25 protein-coding genes are annotated in these 23,428 nt (G+C 63.9%); 9 read left to right on the top strand and 16 right to left on the bottom strand.

Features of this window, described 5'->3' with window-relative positions; genetic code table 11:
• Positions 1–37: 37 nt before the first annotated feature.
• Genes M3465_RS14530 through M3465_RS14515 form a run of 4 tightly spaced genes read left to right on the top strand, consistent with a single transcriptional unit; the run spans position 38 to position 5,371 of the window.
• Complete coding sequence (locus M3465_RS14530) at positions 38–1,054, top strand: ligase-associated DNA damage response exonuclease (protein WP_502846120.1); 1,017 nt, start codon at positions 38–40, stop codon at positions 1,052–1,054.
• Entirely contained in the window at positions 1,051–2,643 is a 1,593-nt protein-coding gene (locus M3465_RS14525; RefSeq protein ID WP_249502496.1) for an ATP-dependent DNA ligase, read from the top strand. Before M3465_RS14530 ends, M3465_RS14525 begins: the two co-directional genes overlap by 4 nt.
• The gene (locus M3465_RS14520; RefSeq protein ID WP_249502495.1) at positions 2,636–3,496 is read left to right on the top strand and encodes an amidohydrolase family protein; all 861 of its coding nucleotides are present in this window, start codon (positions 2,636–2,638) and stop codon (positions 3,494–3,496) included. Before M3465_RS14525 ends, M3465_RS14520 begins: the two co-directional genes overlap by 8 nt.
• Before the next feature lie 54 nt (positions 3,497–3,550).
• Positions 3,551–5,371: a M3 family oligoendopeptidase gene (locus tag M3465_RS14515; protein WP_249502494.1), complete on the top strand. Its 1,821-nt coding sequence runs from the start codon at positions 3,551–3,553 to the stop codon at positions 5,369–5,371.
• Positions 5,372–5,602: 231 nt separating this feature from the next.
• Here the strand turns inward: M3465_RS14515 and M3465_RS14510 are convergent, their stop codons facing one another.
• Positions 5,603–5,872, bottom strand: a complete 270-nt coding sequence (locus tag M3465_RS14510; RefSeq protein ID WP_249502493.1) for a DksA/TraR family C4-type zinc finger protein — start codon at positions 5,870–5,872, stop codon at positions 5,603–5,605.
• 155 nt (positions 5,873–6,027) lie between these two features.
• Here M3465_RS14510 and M3465_RS14505 point away from each other — a divergent pair, with 155 nt between their 5' ends.
• Positions 6,028–6,507, top strand: a complete 480-nt coding sequence (locus M3465_RS14505; RefSeq protein ID WP_249502732.1) for a glutathione peroxidase — start codon at positions 6,028–6,030, stop codon at positions 6,505–6,507.
• Here the strand turns inward: M3465_RS14505 and M3465_RS14500 are convergent, their stop codons facing one another.
• Both M3465_RS14500 and M3465_RS14495 read right to left on the bottom strand, forming a co-directional pair.
• Positions 6,508–6,741 carry an HP1242/YdcH family protein gene (locus M3465_RS14500; protein ID WP_249502492.1) on the bottom strand — a complete coding sequence of 78 codons (234 nt, stop codon included), beginning with the start codon at positions 6,739–6,741 and terminating at the stop codon, positions 6,508–6,510.
• A 202-nt stretch (positions 6,742–6,943) separates the two neighbouring features.
• The gene (locus M3465_RS14495) at positions 6,944–7,891 is read right to left on the bottom strand and encodes an MBL fold metallo-hydrolase (protein ID WP_249502491.1); all 948 of its coding nucleotides are present in this window, start codon (positions 7,889–7,891) and stop codon (positions 6,944–6,946) included.
• Positions 7,892–8,014: 123 nt separating this feature from the next.
• On the opposite strand from M3465_RS14495, the gene kynA reads away from it, so the two are divergent.
• Both kynA and kynU read left to right on the top strand, forming a co-directional pair.
• Positions 8,015–8,848 (top strand): tryptophan 2,3-dioxygenase, encoded by an 834-nt coding sequence (gene kynA / locus M3465_RS14490; protein ID WP_249502490.1) that lies wholly within the window; start codon positions 8,015–8,017, stop codon positions 8,846–8,848.
• 14 nt (positions 8,849–8,862) lie between these two features.
• Complete coding sequence (gene kynU, locus M3465_RS14485; protein WP_249502489.1) at positions 8,863–10,056, top strand: kynureninase; 1,194 nt, start codon at positions 8,863–8,865, stop codon at positions 10,054–10,056.
• A 16-nt stretch (positions 10,057–10,072) separates the two neighbouring features.
• Here the strand turns inward: kynU and M3465_RS14480 are convergent, their stop codons facing one another.
• The 10 genes from M3465_RS14480 to iscR all read right to left on the bottom strand — a co-directional run bounded on the left by M3465_RS14480 (position 10,073) and on the right by iscR (position 18,784).
• Positions 10,073–10,858, bottom strand: coding sequence for a gamma-glutamyl-gamma-aminobutyrate hydrolase family protein (locus tag M3465_RS14480; RefSeq protein WP_249502488.1), 786 nt, complete (start codon positions 10,856–10,858; stop codon positions 10,073–10,075).
• A 10-nt stretch (positions 10,859–10,868) separates the two neighbouring features.
• Positions 10,869–12,089: a cysteine desulfurase gene (locus M3465_RS14475; protein WP_249502487.1), complete on the bottom strand. Its 1,221-nt coding sequence runs from the start codon at positions 12,087–12,089 to the stop codon at positions 10,869–10,871.
• Positions 12,082–12,672: a YIP1 family protein gene (locus M3465_RS14470; protein ID WP_249502486.1), complete on the bottom strand. Its 591-nt coding sequence runs from the start codon at positions 12,670–12,672 to the stop codon at positions 12,082–12,084. The genes M3465_RS14475 and M3465_RS14470 overlap by 8 nt, the downstream gene beginning before the upstream one ends.
• The gene (locus M3465_RS14465; protein WP_249502485.1) at positions 12,662–13,156 is read right to left on the bottom strand and encodes a YIP1 family protein; all 495 of its coding nucleotides are present in this window, start codon (positions 13,154–13,156) and stop codon (positions 12,662–12,664) included. The genes M3465_RS14470 and M3465_RS14465 overlap by 11 nt, the downstream gene beginning before the upstream one ends.
• Before the next feature lie 6 nt (positions 13,157–13,162).
• A complete protein-coding gene (gene sufD / locus M3465_RS14460) occupies positions 13,163–14,440 on the bottom strand; it encodes a Fe-S cluster assembly protein SufD (protein WP_249502484.1) in 1,278 nt (425 codons plus the stop codon).
• Positions 14,440–15,195, bottom strand: coding sequence for a Fe-S cluster assembly ATPase SufC (gene sufC, locus M3465_RS14455; protein ID WP_249502483.1), 756 nt, complete (start codon positions 15,193–15,195; stop codon positions 14,440–14,442). The genes sufD and sufC overlap by 1 nt, the downstream gene beginning before the upstream one ends.
• A gap of 63 nt (positions 15,196–15,258) precedes the next feature.
• Complete coding sequence (locus tag M3465_RS14450) at positions 15,259–15,579, bottom strand: heavy metal-binding domain-containing protein (protein WP_249502482.1); 321 nt, start codon at positions 15,577–15,579, stop codon at positions 15,259–15,261.
• Positions 15,580–15,612: 33 nt separating this feature from the next.
• On the bottom strand, positions 15,613–17,163 hold the full coding sequence (gene sufB / locus M3465_RS14445; RefSeq protein WP_249502481.1) for a Fe-S cluster assembly protein SufB: 1,551 nt from the start codon (positions 17,161–17,163) through the stop codon (positions 15,613–15,615).
• Between the two features lie 21 nt (positions 17,164–17,184).
• On the bottom strand, positions 17,185–18,228 hold the full coding sequence (locus tag M3465_RS14440) for a cysteine desulfurase family protein (RefSeq protein ID WP_249502480.1): 1,044 nt from the start codon (positions 18,226–18,228) through the stop codon (positions 17,185–17,187).
• Positions 18,229–18,325: 97 nt separating this feature from the next.
• On the bottom strand, positions 18,326–18,784 hold the full coding sequence (gene iscR, locus M3465_RS14435; RefSeq protein ID WP_249502479.1) for a Fe-S cluster assembly transcriptional regulator IscR: 459 nt from the start codon (positions 18,782–18,784) through the stop codon (positions 18,326–18,328).
• Positions 18,785–18,957: 173 nt separating this feature from the next.
• On the opposite strand from iscR, the gene M3465_RS14430 reads away from it, so the two are divergent.
• Positions 18,958–19,611: an alpha/beta hydrolase gene (locus tag M3465_RS14430; RefSeq protein ID WP_249502478.1), complete on the top strand. Its 654-nt coding sequence runs from the start codon at positions 18,958–18,960 to the stop codon at positions 19,609–19,611.
• A 10-nt stretch (positions 19,612–19,621) separates the two neighbouring features.
• Entirely contained in the window at positions 19,622–19,858 is a 237-nt protein-coding gene (locus tag M3465_RS14425) for a hypothetical protein (protein ID WP_249502477.1), read from the top strand.
• Between the two features lie 17 nt (positions 19,859–19,875).
• Here M3465_RS14425 and lpdA read toward each other — a convergent pair whose 3' ends face one another.
• From lpdA to M3465_RS14410, 3 genes are all read right to left on the bottom strand, one after another.
• Entirely contained in the window at positions 19,876–21,267 is a 1,392-nt protein-coding gene (lpdA, locus tag M3465_RS14420; RefSeq protein ID WP_249502476.1) for a dihydrolipoyl dehydrogenase, read from the bottom strand.
• A gap of 167 nt (positions 21,268–21,434) precedes the next feature.
• Positions 21,435–21,893, bottom strand: a complete 459-nt coding sequence (locus tag M3465_RS14415; RefSeq protein ID WP_249502475.1) for a DNA polymerase III subunit chi — start codon at positions 21,891–21,893, stop codon at positions 21,435–21,437.
• Positions 21,894–21,897: 4 nt separating this feature from the next.
• On the bottom strand, positions 21,898–23,379 hold the full coding sequence (locus M3465_RS14410; RefSeq protein WP_249502474.1) for a leucyl aminopeptidase: 1,482 nt from the start codon (positions 23,377–23,379) through the stop codon (positions 21,898–21,900).
• Between the last annotated feature and the right edge of the window lie 49 nt (positions 23,380–23,428).

Below are 23,428 nucleotides of genomic sequence, written 5' to 3'. Positions count from 1 at the left end.
TGGCAACCCTATGGCCGCAATCGGCGTTCACGCTACAATGGCCCATATGCGCGATCCTGTCCTCACCTTTACCGAGCGCGGCATCCATTGCCCCGCCGGCGATTTCTATATCGACCCCTGGCGCCCGGTGGACCGCGCGCTGATCACCCATGGCCATGCCGATCACGCCCGCCCCGGCCATGCGCGGTATCTTTGCACCGAAGCCTGCGCGCCGGTGATGAAGCACAGGCTGGGTGAAATTTCTGTAGAAACCGTTAAATTCGGCGAGATCCGTAAAATCGGCGATGCTTCGGTCTCCTTCCACCCGGCAGGCCACCTGCCCGGCTCGGCGCAGATCCGGGTCGAGGTGGCGGGCGAGGTCTGGGTCGCCTCGGGCGATTACAAGGTGGTCGATGACGGCTTTTGCGAGCCGTTCGAGCCGGTGCGCTGCCATCATTTCATCACCGAATGCACCTTCGGCCTGCCGGTCTTCAAATGGGCCGATCAAGCGGAAGTCGCCGCCGAGATCAACGAGTGGTGGGCGCGCAATGCCGCCGAAGGCCGCGCGTCGATCCTCGGTGCCTATGCGCTTGGCAAGGCGCAGCGGCTGCTGACCATGATCGACGCCGGCATTGGCCCGATCCTCACCCATGGCGCGGTCGAAAACACCAATGCGGTGCTGCGCGATCAGGGCTACGCGCTGCCGGGCACGATCCACGTCACCCCCGATCTGAACGCCAAGGACCACCCCGGCGCGCTGGTCATCGCGCCGCCCTCGGCGCTCGGCTCGCAATGGGCGCGGCGTTTCGGCGCTTCCTCGACCGCCTTCGCCTCGGGCTGGATGCGCCTTCGCGGCGTGCGGCGCCGGCGTGCGGGGGATCGGGGGTTCATCGTGTCGGACCATGCCGATTGGCCGGGGTTGATGCAGGCGATTGAGGCAACCGGCGCGGAAAACATCTATGCCACGCATGGTTATACGGATATTTTTGCGCGCTGGCTGAACAGTGAAGGCTACAATGCGCAGGTCGTGCCGACCGAATTCGGCGGCGAGGATGACGAAACGGACGCGGCATGAAGGATTTCGCCGCGCTCTTCACCGCCGTCGATCAGACGACGAAAACAACCGCCAAGACAAAGGCTTTGGCGGAGTTCTTCATCTCCGCCAGCGACGAGGACAAGCTGTGGACCATCGCGCTTTTCTCTGGCCGCCGTCCCAAGCGCGCGGTGACGACGACGCAGCTGCGCGAATGGGCGGCAGAGCGGGCCGAGATCCCGCTCTGGCTGCTGGAGGAAAGCTATCCCATCGTCGGCGATCTGGCCGAAACCATCGCGCTCGTCCTTCCGCCGCCCGGCCGTGAGAGCGACCTGCCGCTGACCCATTGGATCACCGAATTGAAATCCCTCGCCGCGCTGGACATCGACAGCCGCAAGGCGCGCATCCTCGATGCCTGGGACCAACTCGACGCAACCGAACGGTTCCTCTTCAACAAGCTCATCACCGGCGGGTTTCGGATCGGCGTCAGCCGCAAGCTGATGACCCGCGCGCTCGCGCAGGCCACCGGGCAGGACGAGCCGAGCCTCGCGCACAGGCTCATGGGCGGCTGGACACCCGAAACCACCAGCTTTCACGAGTTGATCGAGGCCGACGATCCCGAAGCGGACGAAAGCCGCCCCTATCCGTTCTACCTCGCCTATCAACTCGAAGATCCACCCGAGGCGCTGGGGTCGCCGGAGGATTGGCAGGCCGAATGGAAATGGGACGGCATCCGCGGTCAGGTGATCGTTCGCAGCGGCGCGCATCATGTCTGGTCGCGCGGCGAGGAACTGATGACCGACCGTTTTCCCGAATTCGCCCGCCTGCCCGATTTCGTGCCGAACGGCACCGTTCTGGACGGCGAGATCGTCGCCTGGGACGGCGCGGAGCCATACCCGTTCAACACGCTGCAGGCGCGCATCGGGCGCAAGACAGTGCCCAAAAAGCTGCTGAAAGAAGCACCGGTGATCCTCTTGGCCTATGACCTGCTCGAAGACGGCGGCATCGATCTGCGCGACGCGTCCTTGCAGCACCGCCGCACGCGGCTGGAGGCGCTGCTGGCCGATCTGCCGGGCGAGGTGCCGCTGCGCGCCTCCCCGTCCATCGCGTTCGACACATGGGACAATCTGGCGACCACCCGCGCCGCCGCCCGCGAGCACCGCGCCGAAGGGGTGATGCTCAAGCGTCTGGACAGCCCTTATCTCGCGGGCCGCAAGAAGGGCGATTGGTGGAAATGGAAGCTCGATCCCCTGACGGTGGACGCGGTGATGATCTATGCCCAGCAAGGCTCGGGCCGCCGCGCGAACCTCTTTACCGATTTCACCTTCGCGGTCTGGAACGGCAACGATCTGGTGCCCTTCACCAAGGCCTATTCCGGCCTGACGGATGCCGAGTTCCGCAAGATCACCGCATGGGTGCGCAAGAACACATTGCAACGGTTCGGCCCGGTGCGGCAGGTCAGGCCCGAACATGTGTTCGAAATCGCCTTCGAGGGCATCCACGCCTCGCCGCGCCACAAATCCGGCATCGCGCTACGGTTTCCGCGCATGTCGCGCTGGCGGCATGACAAGGCGATGCAGGAGGCCAACACGCTCGACGATCTGAAGGAGCTTCTGAACGCCTATGGATAAGCCCACCGCCGTCGCGCCGCCGCTGATGCCGGAAAAGCCAAACGCGCCCTTGCCCGAGCATGCCTGTGACGCGCATGTGCACCTGATCGGCAACGATTTCCCCCTCTGGGAAGGCCGCGCCGAAAACCCGCCGCCGGGCACGCTCGACACGTGGCTCGATCACTACCGCACGCATCTTGGCGTTCTGGGCTGCACGCGCGGGGTGATTGTTCACTCCATCCTCTATGGCGGCGATAACACCATCACGCTCGAAGCGGTTCGCCGGATGGGCGAGGATTTCCGCGCCGTGTGCCTCATTTCCGATGCGGCGACCGAAGCCGAGATCGCCGCTCTGGCGGAGCAGGGCTGCAAGGCGGTGCGGCTGAATTACGTGCATGGCGGGCTGCTGAGCTGGGACGGCATGAAACGCCTCGCGCCGATGCTGGCGGCGCACGGCCTGCATGTGGAAATGCTGGCCCATGCGCATCTGCATCTCGAAGAGCTTGCGCCGCAGGTGCCTGACCTGCCGGTGAAGATCGTCTTCGACCATTGCGCCTGGCCCGATCCGGGGCTTGGGGTAACAGACGGGCAGAAGGCGCTGGAACGACTGCTGGCCGCGGGTCACGCTTGGACCAAGCTCAGCGCCACCTACCGCCACACGCCGGAACCGCACGCGCTGCTGCAACGCCTCGCCGCCGCCAATCCCGACCGCATCCTCTGGGGCAGTGACTGGCCGCACCTGATGCTGAACGGCGTTCCGATGCCCGACGCCGGCGTGCAGCTCAACATCCTGCTGGACGCGATCCCCGATAGCGCAACGCGCCAAAAGCTGTTTGCGGACAATCCGGCCACGCTTTACGGCTTTGCCCCTTGAACATGCCGCCCGCGCGGCACAGGTTTGACCCCAACCCGAAACAGGAGACGCCCCATGCTGCGCATACCCCGCCCCGCCTTCGATGCGAACGCCACTGCCGGAGGCAAGGATCTGGGCGATCTGCCGGAATGGGATCTGACCGATCTCTACCCCTCGGACGATGCCGCCGAGCTGAAACGCGATCTGGACTGGCTCGAAGAGGCCTGCCGCAGCTTTGCCGCCGATTACGAGGGCAAGCTGGCGGATCTGGATGCGCAGGGCTTTTTGGAAGCGATTCACCGCCACGAGAAGATCGAGAACATCGCCGGGCGCATCATGTCCTATGCAGGCCTGCGCTACTACCAGCAGACGACCGACGCCCAGCGCGCGAAATTCCTGTCGGACCATCAGGAAAAGATCACCGTCTACACCACGCCGCTCGTGTTTTTCACGCTGGAGCTGAACCGCTTGGGCGACGCACATATCGAGGCGCTCTTCGACGCCGATTCCGATCTGGCGCGCTACCGCCCCGCCATCCGCCGCATCCGCGCGATGAAGCCCTACCAGCTTTCGGACGAGTTGGAGAAATTCCTGCACGACATGGGCGTTGTCGGCGACGCATGGGAACGGCTTTTCGACGAAACCATCGCCGGGCTGGAATTCGAGGTGGACGGAGAGCCGCTGGGCATCGAAGGCACGCTCAACCTGCTGACCGATCAAGACCGCGCCAAGCGCGAGGCCGCCGCGAAGGAACTCGCCGCCGTCTTTGCCGACAACATCAAGACCTTCGCGCGCGTGCACAACACGCAGGCCAAGGAAAAAGAGGTCATGGATCGCTGGCGCGGCATGCCCACGGCGCAGACCGGGCGGCACTTGTCGAACGATGTCGAACCCGAGGTGGTCGAGGCGCTGCGCGACGCGGTGGTTGCGGCCTATCCCAAGCTCAGCCACCGCTATTACGAGCTCAAACGCAAATGGCTCGGGCTCGACAGGATGCAGGTCTGGGACCGCAACGCGCCGCTGCCGATGGACGATCCCCGCACGATCGGCTGGGCCGAGGCGCAAAAGACGGTGATGACCGCCTATAAGGGTTTCGATCTCCGCATGGCCGAGATCGCGCAGCCCTTTTTCACCGATGGCTGGATCGACGCCGCTGTCAAACCCGGCAAGGCACCGGGCGCTTTCGCGCATCCCACGGTGACGGATGTGCACCCATATGTGATGCTCAACTATCTCGGCAAACCGCGCGACGTGATGACGCTCGCCCATGAGCTCGGCCACGGCGTGCATCAGGTGCTCGCCGCAGGGCAAGGCGAGATGCTGGCCTCCACGCCCCTGACGCTGGCCGAAACCGCCTCCGTGTTCGGTGAAATGCTGACCTTCCGCCGGATGCTCGAGGGCGCCAAGGACAATGCCGAGAAAAAGGTGCTCTTGGCCGGCAAGGTGGAGGACATGATCAACACGGTCGTCCGTCAGATCGCGTTTTACGATTTCGAGTGCAAGCTACACGACGCGCGCCGCAGCGGCGAGTTGACGCCTGATGACATCAATGCTCTTTGGATGAGCGTTCAGGCCGAGAGCCTCGGGCCAGCCTTCGATTTCATGCCGGGCTATGAAACCTTTTGGGCCTATATCCCGCATTTCGTGCACTCGCCCTTCTACGTCTACGCCTATGCCTTCGGCGACGGGCTGGTGAACGCGCTCTACGCGGTTTACGAAGAAACGCCCGAGGGCTTTCAGGACAAGTATTTCGACATGCTCAAGGCGGGCGGGTCGAAGCATCACAAGGAGCTCTTGGCCCCGTTCGGCCTCGACGCGAGCGATCCGGCCTTCTGGGACAAGGGGCTGAGCATGATTTCCGGCTTCATCGACGAATTGGAAGCTCTTGAAGGGTGAGGCCAGGCGTTTCCGTCGGAGCCTCCGGCGGGGATATTTTCAGCAAGAAGAAAGACAGTAACGCTTCTTTAACTTTCCGCTGTCACAACATGATTACGGTACAGGCAGGGACGCCGATGACCGTGCAAGGAGAAAGACACCGTGCTTTCTTCGAAGGGGCGCTCCACATCGGGCGCCCCTTTCTTCTTGCCTGAAATATCCCGGGGTTTGGGGCAGAGCCCCAATGAAATATCACTTCAACTGACTGTCTTTCGAGCCGCGCCGGTTTATGCCACCCCGTGCCCGGTAGGCGCCATCACGTTCCTGCTGGCAGTCGATGCAAAGCTTCACCCCGCGGATCGCAACCCGGCGCTTCTCGGGGATCGGCTCATCGCATTCGGCGCAATGCGTGAGACTTTCGCCGACCGGAGATTTGCGGGCTTTCAACCGGGCCAGTTCGTCGCTGATCGATGCATCGATCTGTTCCTGAACCGCGCCATCACGGGACCATCCGCCAGCCATCGCCTTACCATCCTTCGATATGAATGATACGAATATGGGCTTGGCGGCATGTCGCCGCAAGACCGTGCTTTCCTTCGCCGTTTCTGCGCCTATCTCCTGATGAAAGGAGATGACCCGTGCGACTGTTGCTGACCGCTTTGCTGATCTGTTTCCCCATGCTCGCAATCGCTGCGGTCGACGGTCATCGCTTCGCCTCGATCGATGGCGGCGAGATCGATCTGGCCGATTGGCGCGGCCAACCGGTGCTTGTGGTCAACACCGCCTCGCGCTGCGCCTATACGCGGCAATATGATGGGCTTCAGGCGCTTTATGACCGGTATCGGGAGCGTGGATTGGTCGTTCTGGCCGTCCCGTCCAATGATTTTCACCAGGAATTGCGTTCCGATGAAGAGGTCAAGGATTTCTGCGAGGTCAATTTCGGGCTCGACCTGCCCATGACCACGATCACGTCGGTACGTGGGGACGCCGCGCATCCGTTCTATCGCTGGGTCAGGGCGCAATCGGGGTTCGAGCCGAACTGGAATTTCAACAAGATCCTGATCGGCCCGGAGGGCGGCATCGTCGCGACATTCGGAGCGCGCGCCCGGCCGATGTCGCGCCCGGTGACCGATGCGATCACCGGGCTTCTGGAGTGATCACTTGAGATAGGACCAGATCTCGTCCTTCAGTGCGCCACGCTTCTTGCGCAGTTCTGTCTCGGCGAGCGAATCCATCGGGGCGATATTCGTCTCGGCGCGAAAAACCTCGCGATTGACGTCTTCGTAGTTCTCGACCAACCGGGCGAAATGGGCGTCCGATTGCTTCAGCGCGCGCAGTTTTTCGCCATGATCGGGAAATTCTTCATGCAGTTCGTGGGGTGTGTGCGACATTGCGTGTCCCTGCTCTGTTTGGTTCGATACGAGCATGGGCCGATCTGCGCAAAAGCGCATTGACGCGGATCAAACCGGCGCCATTTCCGAGCCTTGCGGCCTCCTGCCATCCGCTTTTTTTTAGCGTAAGCGGAAACGGTGCGACGGCGGACGACGCCGCGCGGGTCCGGTCATGAGTATTTGGAAAGAGAAGAGGTCTGGATCACTCCCATTCCATCTCTTCGAAGACGCGGCCGGCGTTTTTGGTCGCCAGTTCCTCGAAAGTATCGAGATGGGACCACCGGGATTGATCGACGTAATAGGCCTCCGCCAGATCGCCGCCCGCATCGATATGCTCGGCGATCTTCGCGCGCAAATCCTTGACATAGTCCGAGGTGTAGCGGCGCACCTGCGCCATATTGGTCGGGTGGCCATGGCCGGGGATCACATAGGTCGCGCCGAGGTCGGCGAACGGGCCCTCGAACGTCTCGACCCAGGCGTCGGTGTCGGTGCCGGGGAAGATCGGCGGCATGCGCTCGTGAAAGGCGATATCGCCGGCGATGACGATGCTCCACTGCGGGATCCAGACCTGCGTGTCGCCGGGATCATGCGCGGGGCCGAGATGCAGCACCTCGATGGTCACATCGCCCATTTCGACGATATGCTTGTCCGAAAAGCTCAGGTTCGGCACCACCACCTCGGTGCCTTCGGCCCTGTCGCGGTTATAGCCCTGCATGGCCTGCAGGATAAAATCGCCGTTCTGCTCGATCTCCGCGATGGCGTCTTCATGGGCGAGGATATCGACACCCTGCGCGGCCCAGTAGGAATTGCCGAGCATCGCATGGCCTTGCCCGTTTTCGTTGATCACCAGCTTGACGGGCTCATCCGTCACCGCCCTGATTTCGGCGTGCAGCGCTTCGGCCAGCCGTGCCGAGGCGCCGCCATTGATCACAACCACGCCGTCGCCGGTGACGATGAAGCTGAGGTTGTTGTTATGACCGGCATTTTCATAGGTTGGCGGCGCGGTGGCGCCGATGGCCGAGAAGACATGCGGGATCACCTCGACCGGCTTGTTGTAAAGCTCAGATTGCGGGTATTTGTCGGCGATGTCCTCGCTGGCGGCACCGGCGGTGGCGGCAAGGATGGCGGCGATGGTGGCTGTGATGCGCATGGGGGAACCTCCTCTGTTCGCTCATACATTCACGAATGCGAATAACAATTGCAATCCCCGGTTTTGCCGCTTGCCCCTGCCCGCCAGCGCGGTAGGGTCCGCGCCAGCGAAGTGAGGAGCGCCATGACCGACCCCTATGATCCGGCGCGCGAGGGTGCGCAGATGGCCTTTGACGGGCGCATGGCCTATGGCGACTATCTCGGGCTCGATGCGCTGTTGAACGCGCAGCATCCGCTGAGCGACGCGCCCGACGAAATGCTTTTCATCGTGCAGCACCAGACCTCCGAGCTTTGGATGCGGCTGGCATTGCACGAATTGCACGCGGCGCGGCACATGCTCGGACAGGATGACATTCGGCCGGCGTTCAAATTGCTGGCGCGGGTCGCGCGGATTTTCGAGCAGCTCAATTCGGCCTGGGATGTGCTGCGCACCATGACGCCGAGCGATTACACCCGGTTCCGCGATGCGCTTGGCCAAAGCTCGGGGTTTCAATCGGCGCAATATCGCGAGATCGAGTTCCTTCTGGGCAATCGCAACGCAGCGATGATCCGGCCCCATGCGCACCGGGCCGAGATTGCCGAGCGGCTGAAGGCGGAGCTTGCGCGCCCGTCGCTTTACGATTGCGCGCTGGCGCGGCTGGCCGGGGCGGTCGATCTGCCGCCCGAAGCGCTTGGGCGCGACCGCGCGAGGCCGCACGCGCCGAACGAGGCAGCGCAGGCAGGCTGGGCGAAAGTCTACCGCGATCCGGCGCGATACTGGGATCTGTACGAACTGGCCGAAAAGCTGGTCGATCTGGAAGATTACTTCCGCCGCTGGCGCTTCAACCATGTCACCACGGTCGAGCGGATCATCGGCTTCAAGCGCGGCACCGGCGGCACCGGGGGCGTTTCCTATCTCAAGCGGATGCTGGAGGTCGAGCTGTTTCCCGATCTCTGGCATCTGCGCACCGATCTTTGACGCAAGGAGTCACCATGACCGATTTCGCCGCCACGCGCGCCGCGTTTCACCTGCCCGAGGGCATGATCTATCTGGATGGCAATTCGCTGGGGCCGCTGCCCAAGGCGGCCGCCGCGCGCGTCGCGCGGACCGTGAGCGAGGAATGGGGCGATCACCTCATCACCGGCTGGAACACCTGCGGCTGGATGGACGCGCCGGCCCGCGTCGGAGACCGGATCGCCCGGCTCATCGGGGCCGAACCGGGCCAAGTCGTTGTCGGCGATACGCTGTCGATCAAGGTCTACCAGGCGCTTGCCGCCGCGCTCGATCTGACACCCGAAAGGCGCGTGATCCTCTCGGACCGCGGCAACTTTCCGTCCGATCTCTACATGGCCGAGGGGCTGATCAAGCTGCTGGGGCCGAACTACGAATTGCGGCTGGTCGAGCCGGAAGAGGTTGCCGCCGCGATCACCGAGGAGATCGCCGTCACGATGCTGACCGAGGTGGATTACCGGACGGGCCGCAAGCATGACATGGCCGATCTGACGCGCCGCGCGCATGAGGCGGGCGTCGTCACGGTTTGGGATCTCGCGCACTCTGCGGGAGCGTTGCCCGTCGATCTGACGGGCGCAGGCGCCGATTTCGCCGTGGGTTGCAGCTACAAGTTCCTCAATGGCGGGCCGGGCGCGCCGGCCTTCATCTACGTGGCCCCGCGTCACGCGAGCAACGCATTGCCCGCGCTATCGGGCTGGCTCGGCCATGACAGCCCCTTCGCCTTCGATCTGGATTACCGCGCAGGCGCCGGTATTGCGCGGATGCGCGTCGGCACGCCGCCCATCGTCCAGATCGCCGCGCTCGATGCGGCGCTCGACGTCTGGGACGATGTCGACATGACCGATCTGCGCGAACGCTCCATCGCGCTGTCGGAGCGGTTCATCGCCGGCGCGCTCGACGCCTGCCCGGACCTGTCGCTCGCCAGCCCGCGCGATCCGGACGCGCGCGGATCGCAGGTCAGCTTCCGCTTCGAAAACGGCTATGCCGCGATCCAGGCGCTGATCGCCGAAGGCGTCATCGGCGATTTCCGCGCGCCCGACATCATGCGTTTCGGCATCACGCCGCTCTACTTGAACGAGGCCGATATCGACCGCGCGGTCGAGATCCTCGCCCGCGTGATGGGGGATCGGCTCTGGGACAGACCGGAGTTCAAGGCGCGAAAGGCGGTGACGTGAAGCGCCCCGGCCCGATTTAACCTACGCACGCGCGATCTTGGACCGGCGCGGCTTCCCCTGCGTTCCACGCGCGCACCGCATCTCCGAAGGCTTCGAACAGCGGGCGGGAGACGGGATCGTTGCAGGCGTTCCATTCGGGGTGCCATTGCACCGAAAGGGTAAACCCCGGCGCATCTTTCACATAGATCGCCTCGGCCGTGCCGTCGGGCGCATGGCCGTCGATCACGATGCGCGCGCCGGGGGTCTTGATGCCCTGCCCGTGCAGCGTGTTCGTCATCACCTCCGCCGAACCGAAGAGGCGATGAAAGACGCCGCCCTCGCGCAGGCGGACGCAGTGGCGCAGGGCGAATTTCTCTTCCAGCGAGCCGTCGGGCGGCATCCGGTGATTGTCGCGCCCCGGCAGATCGCGAATTTCCGGGTGCAGCGTGCCGCCCATCGCGACATTGACCTCCTGAAAGCCACGGCAGATGCCGAGAATGGGTTGCCCGCGTTCGACACATGCCCGGATGAGCGGCAGCGTGATCGCATCGCGCGCCCGGTCGAAAGCGCCATGCGCCTCGGTTTCGGCCTCGCCATATTCCTCCGGATGCACGTTCGGGCGGCCGCCGGTAAAGAGAAACCCGTCGCAGGTCTCCATCAGTTCGGCCACCGACACCAGCCTCGGATCGGCGGGGATCAGCAGCGGCAGGCACTCCGACACTTGCGAGATCGCCTCGGAATTCATCGACCCGCCGGCATGGGCGGGATACTCATCGTTGATGAGGTGCTGATTGCCGATGATCCCGACGACCGGACGCGTCATGTTCCCTCCTTCAGGCGAAAAGATCGTGCGCCAGTTCCAGCGCGTCGATCAGAACATCCACCTCTTTTTCGGTGTTATAAAGCCCGAACGAGGCGCGGCAGGTCGCGGTGACGCCCAGATGATCCATCAGCGGACCGGCACAGTGATGCCCCGCCCGCACGGCAACGCCCTTCTTGTCGAGAATGGTCGAGATGTCATGCGCGTGGCCCGCGCCCTCCATCGTGAAGCTGAAGATCGCCGCCTTGTCGGGAGTCGTGCCCTGCACCTGGAGCCAGTTCAGACCGTCCAGCCGCTGCCGCGCGTAATCGCGCAAACGGGTTTCATGCGCCGCGATACTGTCCATGCCGAGCGTCATCATGTAGTCGAGCGCCGCGCCCAGCCCGATCTGCGCAACGATGCCGGGGGTGCCTGCCTCGAACATCATCGGCGGGTCGGCCCATGTGATCTCGTCCTTGTGGACCTCGCGGATCATGTCCCCACCGCCGATGAAGGGGCGCATCTCGGCCATGCGCTCGCGCCGCATGAAAATCGCGCCCGACCCGGACGGGCCATAGAGCTTGTGGCCGGTGATGGCATAGAAATCGCAGCCCAGATCATCCACATCGACCGGCATGTGAACCGCCGCCTGAGAGCCGTCGATCAGCGTGGCGATCCCGCGCTCGCGGGCCGCAACGATGATCGGTTTTACATCGACGACAGTGCCCAGCACGTTCGACAGATGCGTCACCGCGATCAGCTTCGTTTTCGGGCCCATCGCATCGATCACAGCCTGCGGATCGAGCGCGCCAGTGCTGTCCACATCGACCCATTTGATCACCACGCCCTGCCGATCGCGCAGGAAATGCCAGGGCACGATATTGGCGTGATGCTCCATCACCGACAGGATGATCTCATCGCCCGGCTCAAGGTTCGGCATCGCCCAGCCATAGGCGACCGTGTTGATCCCCATCGTGGTGCCGGTGTTCATCACGATCTGCCGCTCATCGGCCACGCCGAGGAATTTCGCGATGGTCCCGCGCACCGCCTCGTATTTGTCGGTGGCGAGGTTCGACAGGTAATGCAGCCCGCGATGCACATTGGCATATTCGGCGCCATAGGCCTGCGCGATGGTGTCGAGCACGACCTGCGGCTTCTGTGCGCTCGCCCCGTTGTCGAGATAGACCAGCGGCTTGCCGTTCACCTCTCGCGACAGGATCGGAAAATCCGCACGGATGTCATTGACGTTATACATATCCAGAAAGCCCTCCGGCTGGCACGCCGAGCAGGCTGAAGATGAGGCTCAGCGCCAGCATCATGCCCGCGACCGCGAGAAGCAGAATGAAGCCCGCCTTGAGCAGCCCCCCTGTCTCATGCGCGACGGCGATGAAATTCACGAAAATCCAGACGCCCAGAAGCGATGCCGCCAGAACGACGATCCCCGAAAGCGTCCCGCTGACCGGGCCGAGCAGGACGACGACCCCCTGCACCAGAACCCGCAGCGCCTGAAGCCAGATCACCAGAACCGCGATCTGCGCGAAACCGGCCGCGCCGTCCATCACGCGGCCCGACACGGTGACCATGAAGATGAGCGCAGCCACCGAAACCGCGAGCATCGCGCCGAACACGATCGGGCTGCCCAGCACCGGCGCGACCATGTCGGACGCGGGCATGACCATGACCGAAAGCGAGAACATCAGCGTGTTCAGCACGATCACCAGCGAAAAGGCCAGCCACAGCGCCTGATGCGGCAGGTTGAGCGAAAGCAGCAGCCGCGCCACGTCGCGCGGGGCGGTGACCGTGTTCATCGCCAGACGGAAGAACCCGTCAACCGTCATGGCCCGCCCTCCTGTAAAGCGCGACCATACCCGCCAGCCAGAACCAGACGAACACCGCGAGCCACGCCGTTCCGACAAGCGTCAGTTCGATCCCCGGCCCGATGAACCCCGCGACAAGCCCGTTGAGCAGCAACAGCGGCGACGAGGCCAGCAAGCTCCAGAACAGCGCAAGCCGCGCATCGAAGGCGCTCCCCTTGCCGCGCAGCGCGCGCGCGACCCAATGAGCGAAAAATGCCAGCGCGTAAAACAGAAGCGGCAGCAGGATCACCGTCGCCATGAGCGTGGTGCCCAGCAGCATGCTCAACTCCTCGCCTGTCTCGTAAGCCTGACGTGCGAGCGCCGGCCAGCGCGCGATGAACAAGATGACACAGGCGCCCATCAGGATCGCCAGCGCGCGATCCTCGCGATGACCGCCCCGCCTTAGCCGGCGCATGACCTTGCCCGGCCCCGCGTAGGTGGCCGCGATATCGCGCGTGAACGGCATCGTGGCTCAGCCGCGCCGCCGCGACAGCCAGGCCTCGACCAGGCCGTTGATCTCGTCCTGAAGGCTCTCGTCCTCGATCTCCATCACGGCTTCGGCCAGAAAGGCGATGGTCAGAAGATCGGTCGCCGGCCCTTCGTCGATCCCGCGCGAGCGCAGGTAGAAGAGCGCTTCCTCGTCGATCGCGCCGGAGGTGGAGCCATGCGAGCAAGCCACATCGTCGGCATAGATCTCAAGCTCCGGCTTGGCGAGGAACTGGCTGTCATCGTCGAGCAGGAGCGATTGGCTGATCTGGTAGCCATCGGTTTTCTGCGCGCCTTCCTTGACGAGGATCTTGCCCTGAAAGACGCCCTTCGCGCCGTTGCGCAGCACTTTCTTGAACACCTGGCGGCTTTCGCAATTCAGCGCGTCATGAGTGATGAACACCGTGTCGTCATGGTGGAAATCCCCATCGCCCATGCAGGCACCCGCCACATGCGCGACCGCATCGTCGCCGGTCAACTCAATCACACATTCGTTGCGCGTCAGAACGCCATTTGCGGTCAGCGTGAAGGACTTGAACACCGACTCGGTGCCCAAACGCGTAAAGATCGCCGTCGCGGCACGCCGCTCGTGATCGCGGCCCTGCACGCGGACATGGTGGAACGTGCCGCCATCCGCGATATCGACTTCCATCACCTTGTTGAACCGCGCCGCCGCCGGCCCGCTTTCCAGAACGGTCAGCTCCGCACCGCTGTCGATCTTCACGACATGATGCAGGATCGCATCGGAACTCGTTGATCTATGGCGGTAAATCAGGCTGATAGGCTTTGCCGCGCGACCCGTGGCATGGATCAGAACACCGTCGCTTGCATAGGCGGTGTTGAGCGCCGCCAGCGGCCGCTGCACCGGCGCCTGCCCACGCGCTTCGAGCGTGCCGTAGAGATCTTTCGCCCAGTGGATATCTGGCGCATCCGCAAGCCGGTCGATGCTCACATGCTCCAGCGCAGCCGCGTCGGAAGCCGCCTCGTCGAAGACACCATCCACGAACACCAGCTTGAGGCTGTCCACCCCGCCGAAAACCGGCGCATCGCCGTCGTCGAACAGCGCCGCCTCGGGCGCTTCGGGCTGCACCAGCGTGTCGGGGCGGGTGTATTTCCAATACTCATCCCGCGCGTGCGGCAGACCCATCGCCCGAACGCGGCCCATCGCATCCTTCCGCGCCGCCTCGGGCCAACCGCCCTTTGGCATGTCCAGAGCCGCCAACCGCGCCTCTGTCGCGTCCTGTTTGACCTGGGGCAACGCCATTACGCCACCTCCGCGAGGATATCCGCATAGCCGTTATTCTCGACCTCCAGCGCCAGTTCAGGACCGCCCGTCTTTACGATCCGGCCATCCGACATGATATGCACCACATCCGGCTTGATGTGGTTCAGAAGCCGCTGGTAATGCGTGATGACAAGAAACCCGCGCCCTTCGTCGCGCAGCGCGTTGACGCCATCGGCCACCAGTTTCATCGCATCCACATCGAGCCCGGAATCGGTCTCGTCAAGGATGCAAAGCTTCGGCTCCAGCATCGCCATCTGCAGGATCTCGTTGCGCTTCTTCTCGCCGCCGGAAAAGCCGACATTGACCGGGCGCTTGAGCATCTCCGCGTCGATCTTCAGGTCCTTCGCCCGCGCGCGAATTTCCTTGAGAAACTCCGTCGCCGACATTTCCTCCTGCCCGCGCGCCTTGCGCTGTGCATTCACCGCCGTGCGCAGGAAGGTCATGTTGCCGACGCCCGGAATCTCGACCGGATACTGGAACGCCAGAAACAGCCCCGCCGCCGCGCGCTCTTCGGGTTCCATGTCCAGAATGTCGTTGCCTTCGAGCGTTGCGCTGCCCTCCGTCACCTCATAGCCATCCCGGCCCGACAAAACATAGGACAGCGTCGATTTACCCGACCCGTTCGGCCCCATGATCGCATGCACCTTGCCGGCCTCGACGGTCAGGTCAACACCCTTGAGGATCTTCTTGTCCTCTTCCTCAAGTTCAACGTGAAGGTTCTTGATTTCCAACATTTGTTTGCCCTTTTCATTCCCCGGACCGCACGGACGGCCCATTATTGCATCTCGCGCTTCGCGTTAACCTTTGTCCGTCAGAACCGCCGTGCCGCTGACCGACACCATGAGCATCGAATCTCCGACAACCTCGTAATCCAGATCGACCCCGACAACGGCATTGCCGCCCATCGCCGCCGCGCGCTGTTCGAGCTCGCGCATCGCGACATCGCGCGCGTCCTGCAGCTTGGCCTCATAGGCCCCCGAGCGGCCGCCGACGATATCGGTGATCCGAGCGAAAAGATCGCGCACGACATTCGCGCCCATGATCGCCTCGCCGACAACGATGCCCTTATATTCGAGGATCCTCTGACCCTCGATGCTATGTGTGGTCGTGACGATCATGCCTGTTTCCTTTTCAGAGCGGCCGGGCGAAGCCTAGCCCACCGATCCCTCAAGCGAAATCGCTACCAGCTGCTGCGCTTCCATCGCGAATTCCATCGGCAGCGCCTGAAGCACGTCCCGGCAGAACCCGTTGACGACGAGCGCGACCGCCTCTTCCTCGTCCATGCCGCGCTGGCGGCAATAGAAGAGCTGATCGTCATCCACCTTGGACGTCGTCGCCTCATGCTCAACGCGCGAGGAATTGTTCTTCACCTCGATATAAGGCACCGTATGCGCCCCGCAGAGGCTGCCGATCAGCAGACTGTCGCACTGGGTATAGTTGCGCGAATTCTTTGCCTTCGGGTGCATTGACACGAGCCCGCGATAGGTGTTCTGTGCGTGCCCCGCGCTAATCCCCTTCGAGACGATCCGGCTCTTGGTGTTCTTGCCCAGATGGATCATTTTCGTGCCGGTATCGGCCTGCTGATGGTTGTTCGTAATCGCGATCGAGTAGAACTCGCCCTGGCTGTCATCGCCGCGCAGGATGCAGGACGGGTATTTCCATGTCACCGCCGATCCTGTCTCCACCTGCGTCCACATGCATTTCGACCGCGCGCCCCGGCAATCGGCCCGCTTGGTCACGAAATTGTAGATGCCGCCCTTGCCGTCCTCATCGCCCGGGAACCAGTTCTGAACGGTGGAATACTTCACTTCCGCGTCTTCCTCGACGATGATCTCCACCACCGCCGCGTGAAGCTGCGCGGTATCGCGCTGCGGCGCGGTGCAGCCTTCGAGATAGCTGACGTAAGAGCCCTTGTCCGCGATGATGAGCGTGCGTTCGAACTGGCCGGTATTCTCCGCATTGATGCGGAAATAGGTCGAAAGCTCCATCGGGCAGCGCACACCGGGCGGCACATAGACGAAAGAGCCGTCGGAGAAGACCGCGCTGTTCAGCGTTGCATAATAATTGTCCGACACCGGCACGACCGAGCCGAGATATTTCTTGACCAGCTCAGGATGATCGCGGATCGCGTCGGAGATCGAGCAGAAGATCACCCCCGCCTCGCGCAACTCCTTCTGGAAGGTCGTGCCGACGGACACCGAATCGAACACCGCGTCCACGGCGACCTTGCGCACCTCCTCGCCGCCGCCGACCCGGCCTTCCGCCGCCGCGCCTTCCGCGCCCTCGACACCGGCCAGGATCATCTGTTCCTTGAGCGGAATCCCGAGCTTTTCGTAGGTCGCCAGCAATTTCGGATCGACCTCGTCGAGCGATTTCGGCTTCACCTCCATGCTCTTGGGCCGGGCATAGTAATACTGGTCCTGAAAATCGATCTGCGGATAATCGACCATCGCCCAATCGGGCTCTTCCTTCTGCAGCCAGCGCTCATAGGCCGCAAGGCGCCACTCGGTCATCCATTCCGGCTCGCCGTTCTTCTCCGAGATCAGCCGCACGATATCGGGATTGAGCCCCTTGGGGGCGTAGTCCATCTCGATATCGGTCTCCCAACCGTATTTATAGGCGCCGCCGACCTCGCGCACCGCATCGACCGTCTCCTGATCGACACCTTCCTTGACACTGGTCTTGTTGTCCAAAGCAGCCATGCTTGCACCTTTCCGATTGCCTCACGCGGCCCGCGCGCGGTGTTTTTCCCATTTTGCCAGCCACGTCTCCGCGAACCGGCCCACCTCATCGAGGGTGGTCTGCGGCCCCAGCGACACGCGGATCGCGCATCCCGCCTCGGCCTCGTCATATCCCATCGCGGTCAGCACCGCGCTCGCCTTCACCTTGCCGCTCGAACAGGCCGACCCGGCGCTGATCGCGAAACCGGCCAGATCCATCTGCATCACCTGCGTCTCGCCCTTCCAGCCGGGCGCGATGAAGCAACTGGTGTTCGGCAGCAGATGCGTATCTTTCCCGACAAAAATAGTCTCTTTTGCGCCATCCGCAATAGATGAATTTAGAATGTTTCTAAATTTTTCGACCCGGTCCCATACCCCGTTCGCCAGATCCCGCGCCGCTGCCTCGGCCGCCGCACCGAACCCGGCGATCCCGATCACGTTCTCGGTGCCCGACCGGCGACCCATTTCCTGCCCGCCGCCCCTGATCTGCGCCGCCAGATCCGTGCCCCGCTTCATCACCAATGCGCCGACGCCCTTCGGCCCGCCGATCTTATGCGCCGAAATCAGCGCCATCCCGCAGCCCAGCCAGTTGAACGCCACCGGCAGCTTGCCGAAGGCCTGCGTTGCATCCACCACGGCAACACCTTGCGGTAAATCCTGCACCACCCCGGTTTCGGAATTGGCCAGTTGCACCGCCGCGCGCCCCGGATCGCCCACCCCGATCCGCCCCGAAGCATCCACCGGCAAAACCGGATCGATCCACGCACGCACCGCGTCATGTTCGACCGCCGCGCCGGCAAGCCCGCGCCCGGCAAGCGCAAGAGCCGCCGCTTCCGTCGCGCCCGACACGAACACCACATCCGCGCCATCCGCGCCGAACGCCGCCGCCACCTGCGCCCGCGCCCGCTCGATCAGCCCCTTTGAGGCCCGTCCCTCGGCATGCACCGAAGATGGATTGCCGACCAGATCCATTGCCGAGATCATCGCCGCGCGCGCCTCGGCCCGAAGCGGCATGGTCGCGTTATGATCGAGATAGACCCGCCTCACATCAGCCCCGCTGCATCTTTCTTCTTGCCATAAATATCCCGGGGAGCGCGAGGGGCTGGCCCCTCGCTCCTGCCGCCGGAAATCAGCGCCGCGCCCGTCATTCATCCACCACGGCGAAAAGGCTCGGCACCGCCGGGCAAGGCGCCAGCGAATTGTTCACCACGTCCGAAAGCCGCGTCTGGTGCAGGAACACGTAGACATGCGCCGACAGCCCCTCCCAAAGCCGGTTGGTCATGGATTGCGCCCGGCTGCCCGACAGCCCGCCGGACGCGCCCGCGCCCTTGTGCATCGCGTCCACCGTTTCATCGACCGCCGCCAGCACATCGACAACCCGGATCTCGCTTGCCGGGCGCGCCAGCTTGTAGCCGCCGCCCGGCCCGCGCACCGAAGCCACGAGCCCCGCCCGGCGCAGCTTGACGAAAAGCTGTTCGAGATAGGGCAAGGACACGTCCTGGCGCTGCGCGATCTCGCCCAGCGTGACCAACTCGCCCTCCGGCTGGAGCGCGATATCGGCCAGCGCGACCATCGCGTAGCGTCCCTTGGTGCTCAGTTTCATACGCTTTCTCCCCCGCCGCGCCGATGGAATTGACCTTGCAGGGCCGATTGCCTATGTGCGGATCATCTTCTCGGGGCATGCCCCGTATTTAGAACCGTTCTAAGTTGCCTGAGCGAAGTTGTCAATTTCCCGTACAACCGCGCCCATGCCCCAGTCAGGAGCCACCCCCGCCCATGCCCGAGGTGATTTTTCCCGGACCCGAAGGCCGCCTCGAAGGCCGCTACCATCCGCAGAAGGAACGCGATGCGCCCATCGCCATCGTCCTGCATCCGCACCCGCAATTCGGCGGCACGATGAACAACAAGGTGGTGTATAACCTGCATTACGCCTTCTACAACATGGGCTTCACCGTGCTGCGCTTCAATTTCCGCGGCGTCGGACGCAGCCAGGGGGAATACGATCAGGGCGTGGGCGAGCTCAGCGACGCTGCGGCGGCGCTCGATTACCTGCAATCGATGAACAATAATTCCAAGCATTGCTGGGTCGCCGGCTTCAGCTTCGGCGCCTGGATCGGCATGCAGCTTCTGATGCGCCGGCCCGAGATCACCGGCTTCATCTCGGTCAGCCCGCCCGCGAATATGTACGATTTCTCCTTCCTCGCGCCCTGCCCGTCATCGGGGCTCATCATCAACGGCACCGGCGACCGCGTCGCGCCGCCGCAGGACACGGGCAACCTCGTCGCCAAGCTGGCCGAGCAGAAGGGGATCACCGTCACCCACGAGGAGATCGAGGGCGCGGACCATTTCTTCAAGGAGCCGCATATGGACACGATGATCGGCACCGTGACCACCTATGTGAAGCGCCGCCTGACCGAGAACTCCCGCTGAGGAAACGCACATGTCGATGGTAGACGATCTGGCCGAAAAACTGGCCGACGAGACGCTCAAGGCGATGAAGGATCTCGGCGATGACCGTTTCTTCATGGAAGTCGCCGCCGAGCTTGGCGCGGCCTCCACCACGCTCGAAGAGGCGTTCCTGACGGCGATCCGCGTGCGCATGGCCGAACGGAAGGCGAGCGCCTTCATCCGCGCGCGGGTGCATGGACAGAAGAAGGACGAGAATTTCGGCCGCTGAACGCGGCCGGTTGCATGCTAGAAATGGATCGCCCGGCCGAAGGCGTCCAGCACGCTTTCGTGCATCATCTCCGACAGGGTCGGGTGCGGGAAGACGGTCTGCATCAGATCTTCCTCGGTCGTCTCCAGCTGGCGCGCGACGATATAGCCCTGGATAAGCTCCGTCACCTCCGCGCCGACCATATGCGCGCCCAGAAGCGCGCCGGTCTTGCCGTCGAACACTGTCTTGATGAGCCCTTCCGCCTCCCCCAGCGCGATGGCCTTGCCGTTGCCGATGAACGGGAAGCGCCCGACTTTCACATCGAAACCCTGCTCTTTGGCCTGCGTTTCCGTCAGCCCGACGCTGGCGACTTGCGGATTGCAATAGGTGCAACCCGCAATGGCGGAGGGATCGACCGCATGGGCATCCTGCCCGGCAATCAGTTCGGCCACCATGACGCCCTCGTGGCTGGCCTTGTGCGCCAGCCACGGCGCGCCGGCGATATCGCCGATGGCGTAGACCCCCTCAACCCCGGTGCGGCACTGCGGGTCGGTGACGATATGGGTCTTCTCGACCTTCACGCCCAGCGCGTCCAGCCCCAGCCCTTCGGTATTGCCGACGATGCCCACGGCTGAGATCACCGTGTCGAACTCCTGCGTGCTGACCTTGCCGCCGGTCTCCAGATGCGCCGTCACGCGGCCCTTGGCGCGGTCGAGCTTCTTCACCATCGTCTTGGGCAGCACCGTCATGCCTTGCGCGGCGAACTGTTTCGCGGCGAACGCGCTGATCTCGGCATCCTCGATGGGCAGGATACGGTCCATCACCTCGACCACTGTGGTTTCGGCGCCCAGCGTGTTGAAGAAACTGGCGAACTCGATCCCGATGGCGCCCGAGCCGACAACAAGCAGCTTTTTCGGCATCCGGGGCGGTTTCAGCGCGTGCTTGTAGGTCCAGACCAGATCGCCATCCGCCTCCAGCCCCGGCAATTCGCGCGCCCGCGCGCCGGTGGCGATGACGATGTTCCTGCCCTCCAGATCCTCGCTGCCCTTGTCGGTCTTGACCGACACCTTGCCCTTCGCGGGCAAGCTCGCCTCGCCCATGAAGACCTGAACCTTGTTCTTCTTGAGCAGATGCCCGACCCCGGAATTGAGTTGCCCCGCGATCTTGCGCGAGCGTTTGACGACCGCATCCAGATCGTAGCCGATCCCGTCGGCGGAAAGTCCGAACTCCTTGGCGCGATGCATCAGGTGGAATACTTCGGCGCTGCGCAGCATCGCTTTGGTGGGGATGCAGCCCCAGTTGAGGCAGATACCGCCGAGATGCTCGCGCTCCACGATGGCGACGTTCAGCCCGAGCTGCGCGCCCCGGATGGCGGCGACATAGCCCCCCGGCCCCGCGCCGATCACGATCATGTCGAAGCTCTTTGCCATGCGCTGTTCCTCCGGGTCTTTCCGCAGAGCCTAGGACAAAGCGTGGGGGCCGACAATGGGGCGGGAATGGCGGCGCGGCGATAGGGCCGAATCGGACCCAATGTTTCGCATGCGAAACAATGCGTCACGCATTCTGACCTTTTAACCCTTTGTTAACCCTGAGACTTTCAAGCCTCGGCCTTCTTCTCCCAGCGACCCGACGTCTCTGACCAGTATTGCGCCGAACAGCCCGCGCCGGTCAGGTTGCGCCATTGCGTGCGTGCCGCCTGAACCGCGCTTTCGTCATTGCCGTCGAAAATCACGCAGACCCGCTCCAGCGCCTGCACCTCGTCCGGTGCGACCGCAGCGCCGTCGATGCTCATCACGCAATGCGGCGCATTGGCGGCGTTCGCGTCCAAGGTCAGCAGCACCGGCTGTGCCGCGTCATGCGGACCGCCGGCCAGACCGTGCGGCAGGAACCCGTCCTCCGGGCCGAGCCAGAGTTTCTGGTCGAGCCAGTCCAGCCGTTCGGGATCGGTGCCGCGCACCGCCACCCGCCAGCCCGCGCCGAGCGCCTTGCCCAGAAGCATGGGCAAGGTCTCCTCCAGCGGGCGCCGGGTCAGGTGGTAGAAATACGCGGCGCCCAATGGCTCAGCCTTCGGTTTCGAACTTGTCCGAGATGAGCCGGTCGATCGCCCGCACGCCCCAGCCCGACGCGCCTTTCGGGGCGAGCGGCTGATCCTTGTCGATGCTGGCGACCCCGGCAATATCGAGATGGATCCACGGCACATCGTCCTTGACGAACCGCTTGAGGAACTGCGCCGCGGTGATCGAGCCGGCGGGGCGGCCGCCGACATTCTTCATGTCCGCGATGCGCGATTTGAGTTGCTCGTCATAGGCCTTGCCCAGCGGCAGACGCCATGCGCCTTCGCCCTCCGTTCCGGCAGCTTTCAGGAAATCCTGCGCGAAGCCGTCATCGTTGGAAAAGACGGCGGCGTTTTCGTGGCCCAGCGCGATGATGCAAGCGCCGGTCAGGGTCGCCAGATCGATCATCGCCGCCGGTTTCTCGGTTTCCTGCGCGTGCCAGAGCACATCGGCCAGCACAAGCCGCCCCTCGGCATCGGTGTTGATGACCTCGATCGTGTCGCCCTTCAGGGATTTGACCACGTCGCCGGGGCGCGTTGCGTTGCCGGACGGCATGTTTTCCACCAGCCCGACAAGCCCGGTGACATTCGCCTTCGCCTTGCGCCCGGCAATCGCGCGCATGACGCCGGCGACGACGCCCGCGCCGCCCATGTCCATTGTCATGTCTTCCATGCCCGCGGCGGGCTTGAGCGAGATGCCGCCCGTGTCGAAGACGACGCCCTTGCCGATCAGCGCGAGCGGCGCGGCATCTTTCGCGCCGCCCTTCCAGCGCATGATCGCCACTTTGGACGGGCTGTCGGAGCCCTGCCCGACACACAGCAGCGCGCCCATGCCGAGCTTTTCCAGATCGGTCTCTTCGAGGATTTCCACCTCGACACCCAGATCGCGCAGCCCTTCGATGCGGGCGGCGAATTCGGTGGTGGTCAGCACGTTGGCCGGCTCGTTGACGAGGTTGCGGGTGAAGATGACGCCCTCGGCCACGGCGATGCGCGCGGCGGCGGCGGTTTCCACCTCTTCGGGATTGGCGCACATCACGGTGATCTTGCCGGGCGCTTCGGCATCCTCGGCCGGGGTGCGGCGATCGTCGAACTCGTAGCCGCGCAGCAGCGCGCCAAGCGCGATTTCCTCGGGGCGCTTGACGGATTCGGCGAGCAGCAGAAGAGCCGAGCGCCCGCCGCTTGCCGCAACGCCCGCGCCGGCCTGGCGGGCCAGATCGGCGTCGGGGCGGCGGTTCAGCTTGACGACATCGACCGCTTCGGCGGCCATGCCCGCCGGATAGCCGAGCGCCAGCGCCTTTCCCTCGTCCAGCTTTTCGAACGCCCTGGACTCGACCGCCCGCGCCAGTGCGCCCTTGGTGAGCCGGTTGAGCCGGCGCGCAGCGGGGCTGAGCTTGCCATCGGGGGTGACGAAAACGGCGATCCGACCCTGCGCCTCCGCGAGGGCATCGAGATCGACCGCTTCAAAGGTGACTGCGCGAAGTTCCGCCATGATGTGCTCCGTATATTGCTTCGCGCCAAGGGGTAACGCCCGCACGCGC

The organism is Marivita sp. GX14005, from assembly GCF_023370775.1.
Classification (GTDB): domain Bacteria; phylum Pseudomonadota; class Alphaproteobacteria; order Rhodobacterales; family Rhodobacteraceae; genus Marivita.
This window is presented reverse-complemented; position numbering and strand designations above follow the sequence as displayed.

What these genes read in the sequence shown, in the direction of transcription:
- lpdA (WP_249502476.1), bottom strand. Translation starts at nt 21,267, where the DNA reads ATGGCAAAGAGCTTCGACATGATCGTGATCGGCGCGGGGCCGGGGGGC.
- M3465_RS14520 (WP_249502495.1), top strand. Translation starts at nt 2,636, where the DNA reads ATGGATAAGCCCACCGCCGTCGCGCCGCCGCTGATGCCGGAAAAGCCA.
- sufD (WP_249502484.1), bottom strand. Translation starts at nt 14,440, where the DNA reads ATGGCGTTGCCCCAGGTCAAACAGGACGCGACAGAGGCGCGGTTGGCG.
- M3465_RS14425 (WP_249502477.1), top strand. Translation starts at nt 19,622, where the DNA reads ATGTCGATGGTAGACGATCTGGCCGAAAAACTGGCCGACGAGACGCTC.
- M3465_RS14470 (WP_249502486.1), bottom strand. Translation starts at nt 12,672, where the DNA reads ATGACGGTTGACGGGTTCTTCCGTCTGGCGATGAACACGGTCACCGCC.
- M3465_RS14495 (WP_249502491.1), bottom strand. Translation starts at nt 7,891, where the DNA reads ATGCGCATCACAGCCACCATCGCCGCCATCCTTGCCGCCACCGCCGGT.
- M3465_RS14500 (WP_249502492.1), bottom strand. Translation starts at nt 6,741, where the DNA reads ATGTCGCACACACCCCACGAACTGCATGAAGAATTTCCCGATCATGGC.
- M3465_RS14450 (WP_249502482.1), bottom strand. Translation starts at nt 15,579, where the DNA reads ATGATCGTCACGACCACACATAGCATCGAGGGTCAGAGGATCCTCGAA.
- kynA (WP_249502490.1), top strand. Translation starts at nt 8,015, where the DNA reads ATGACCGACCCCTATGATCCGGCGCGCGAGGGTGCGCAGATGGCCTTT.
- M3465_RS14515 (WP_249502494.1), top strand. Translation starts at nt 3,551, where the DNA reads ATGCTGCGCATACCCCGCCCCGCCTTCGATGCGAACGCCACTGCCGGA.
- iscR (WP_249502479.1), bottom strand. Translation starts at nt 18,784, where the DNA reads ATGAAACTGAGCACCAAGGGACGCTACGCGATGGTCGCGCTGGCCGAT.
- M3465_RS14410 (WP_249502474.1), bottom strand. Translation starts at nt 23,379, where the DNA reads ATGGCGGAACTTCGCGCAGTCACCTTTGAAGCGGTCGATCTCGATGCC.
- kynU (WP_249502489.1), top strand. Translation starts at nt 8,863, where the DNA reads ATGACCGATTTCGCCGCCACGCGCGCCGCGTTTCACCTGCCCGAGGGC.
- sufC (WP_249502483.1), bottom strand. Translation starts at nt 15,195, where the DNA reads ATGTTGGAAATCAAGAACCTTCACGTTGAACTTGAGGAAGAGGACAAG.
- M3465_RS14475 (WP_249502487.1), bottom strand. Translation starts at nt 12,089, where the DNA reads ATGTATAACGTCAATGACATCCGTGCGGATTTTCCGATCCTGTCGCGA.
- M3465_RS14530 (WP_502846120.1), top strand. Translation starts at nt 38, where the DNA reads ATGGCCCATATGCGCGATCCTGTCCTCACCTTTACCGAGCGCGGCATC.
- M3465_RS14505 (WP_249502732.1), top strand. Translation starts at nt 6,028, where the DNA reads ATGCTCGCAATCGCTGCGGTCGACGGTCATCGCTTCGCCTCGATCGAT.
- M3465_RS14465 (WP_249502485.1), bottom strand. Translation starts at nt 13,156, where the DNA reads ATGCCGTTCACGCGCGATATCGCGGCCACCTACGCGGGGCCGGGCAAG.
- M3465_RS14480 (WP_249502488.1), bottom strand. Translation starts at nt 10,858, where the DNA reads ATGACGCGTCCGGTCGTCGGGATCATCGGCAATCAGCACCTCATCAAC.
- sufB (WP_249502481.1), bottom strand. Translation starts at nt 17,163, where the DNA reads ATGGCTGCTTTGGACAACAAGACCAGTGTCAAGGAAGGTGTCGATCAG.
- M3465_RS14525 (WP_249502496.1), top strand. Translation starts at nt 1,051, where the DNA reads ATGAAGGATTTCGCCGCGCTCTTCACCGCCGTCGATCAGACGACGAAA.
- M3465_RS14430 (WP_249502478.1), top strand. Translation starts at nt 18,958, where the DNA reads ATGCCCGAGGTGATTTTTCCCGGACCCGAAGGCCGCCTCGAAGGCCGC.
- M3465_RS14510 (WP_249502493.1), bottom strand. Translation starts at nt 5,872, where the DNA reads ATGGCTGGCGGATGGTCCCGTGATGGCGCGGTTCAGGAACAGATCGAT.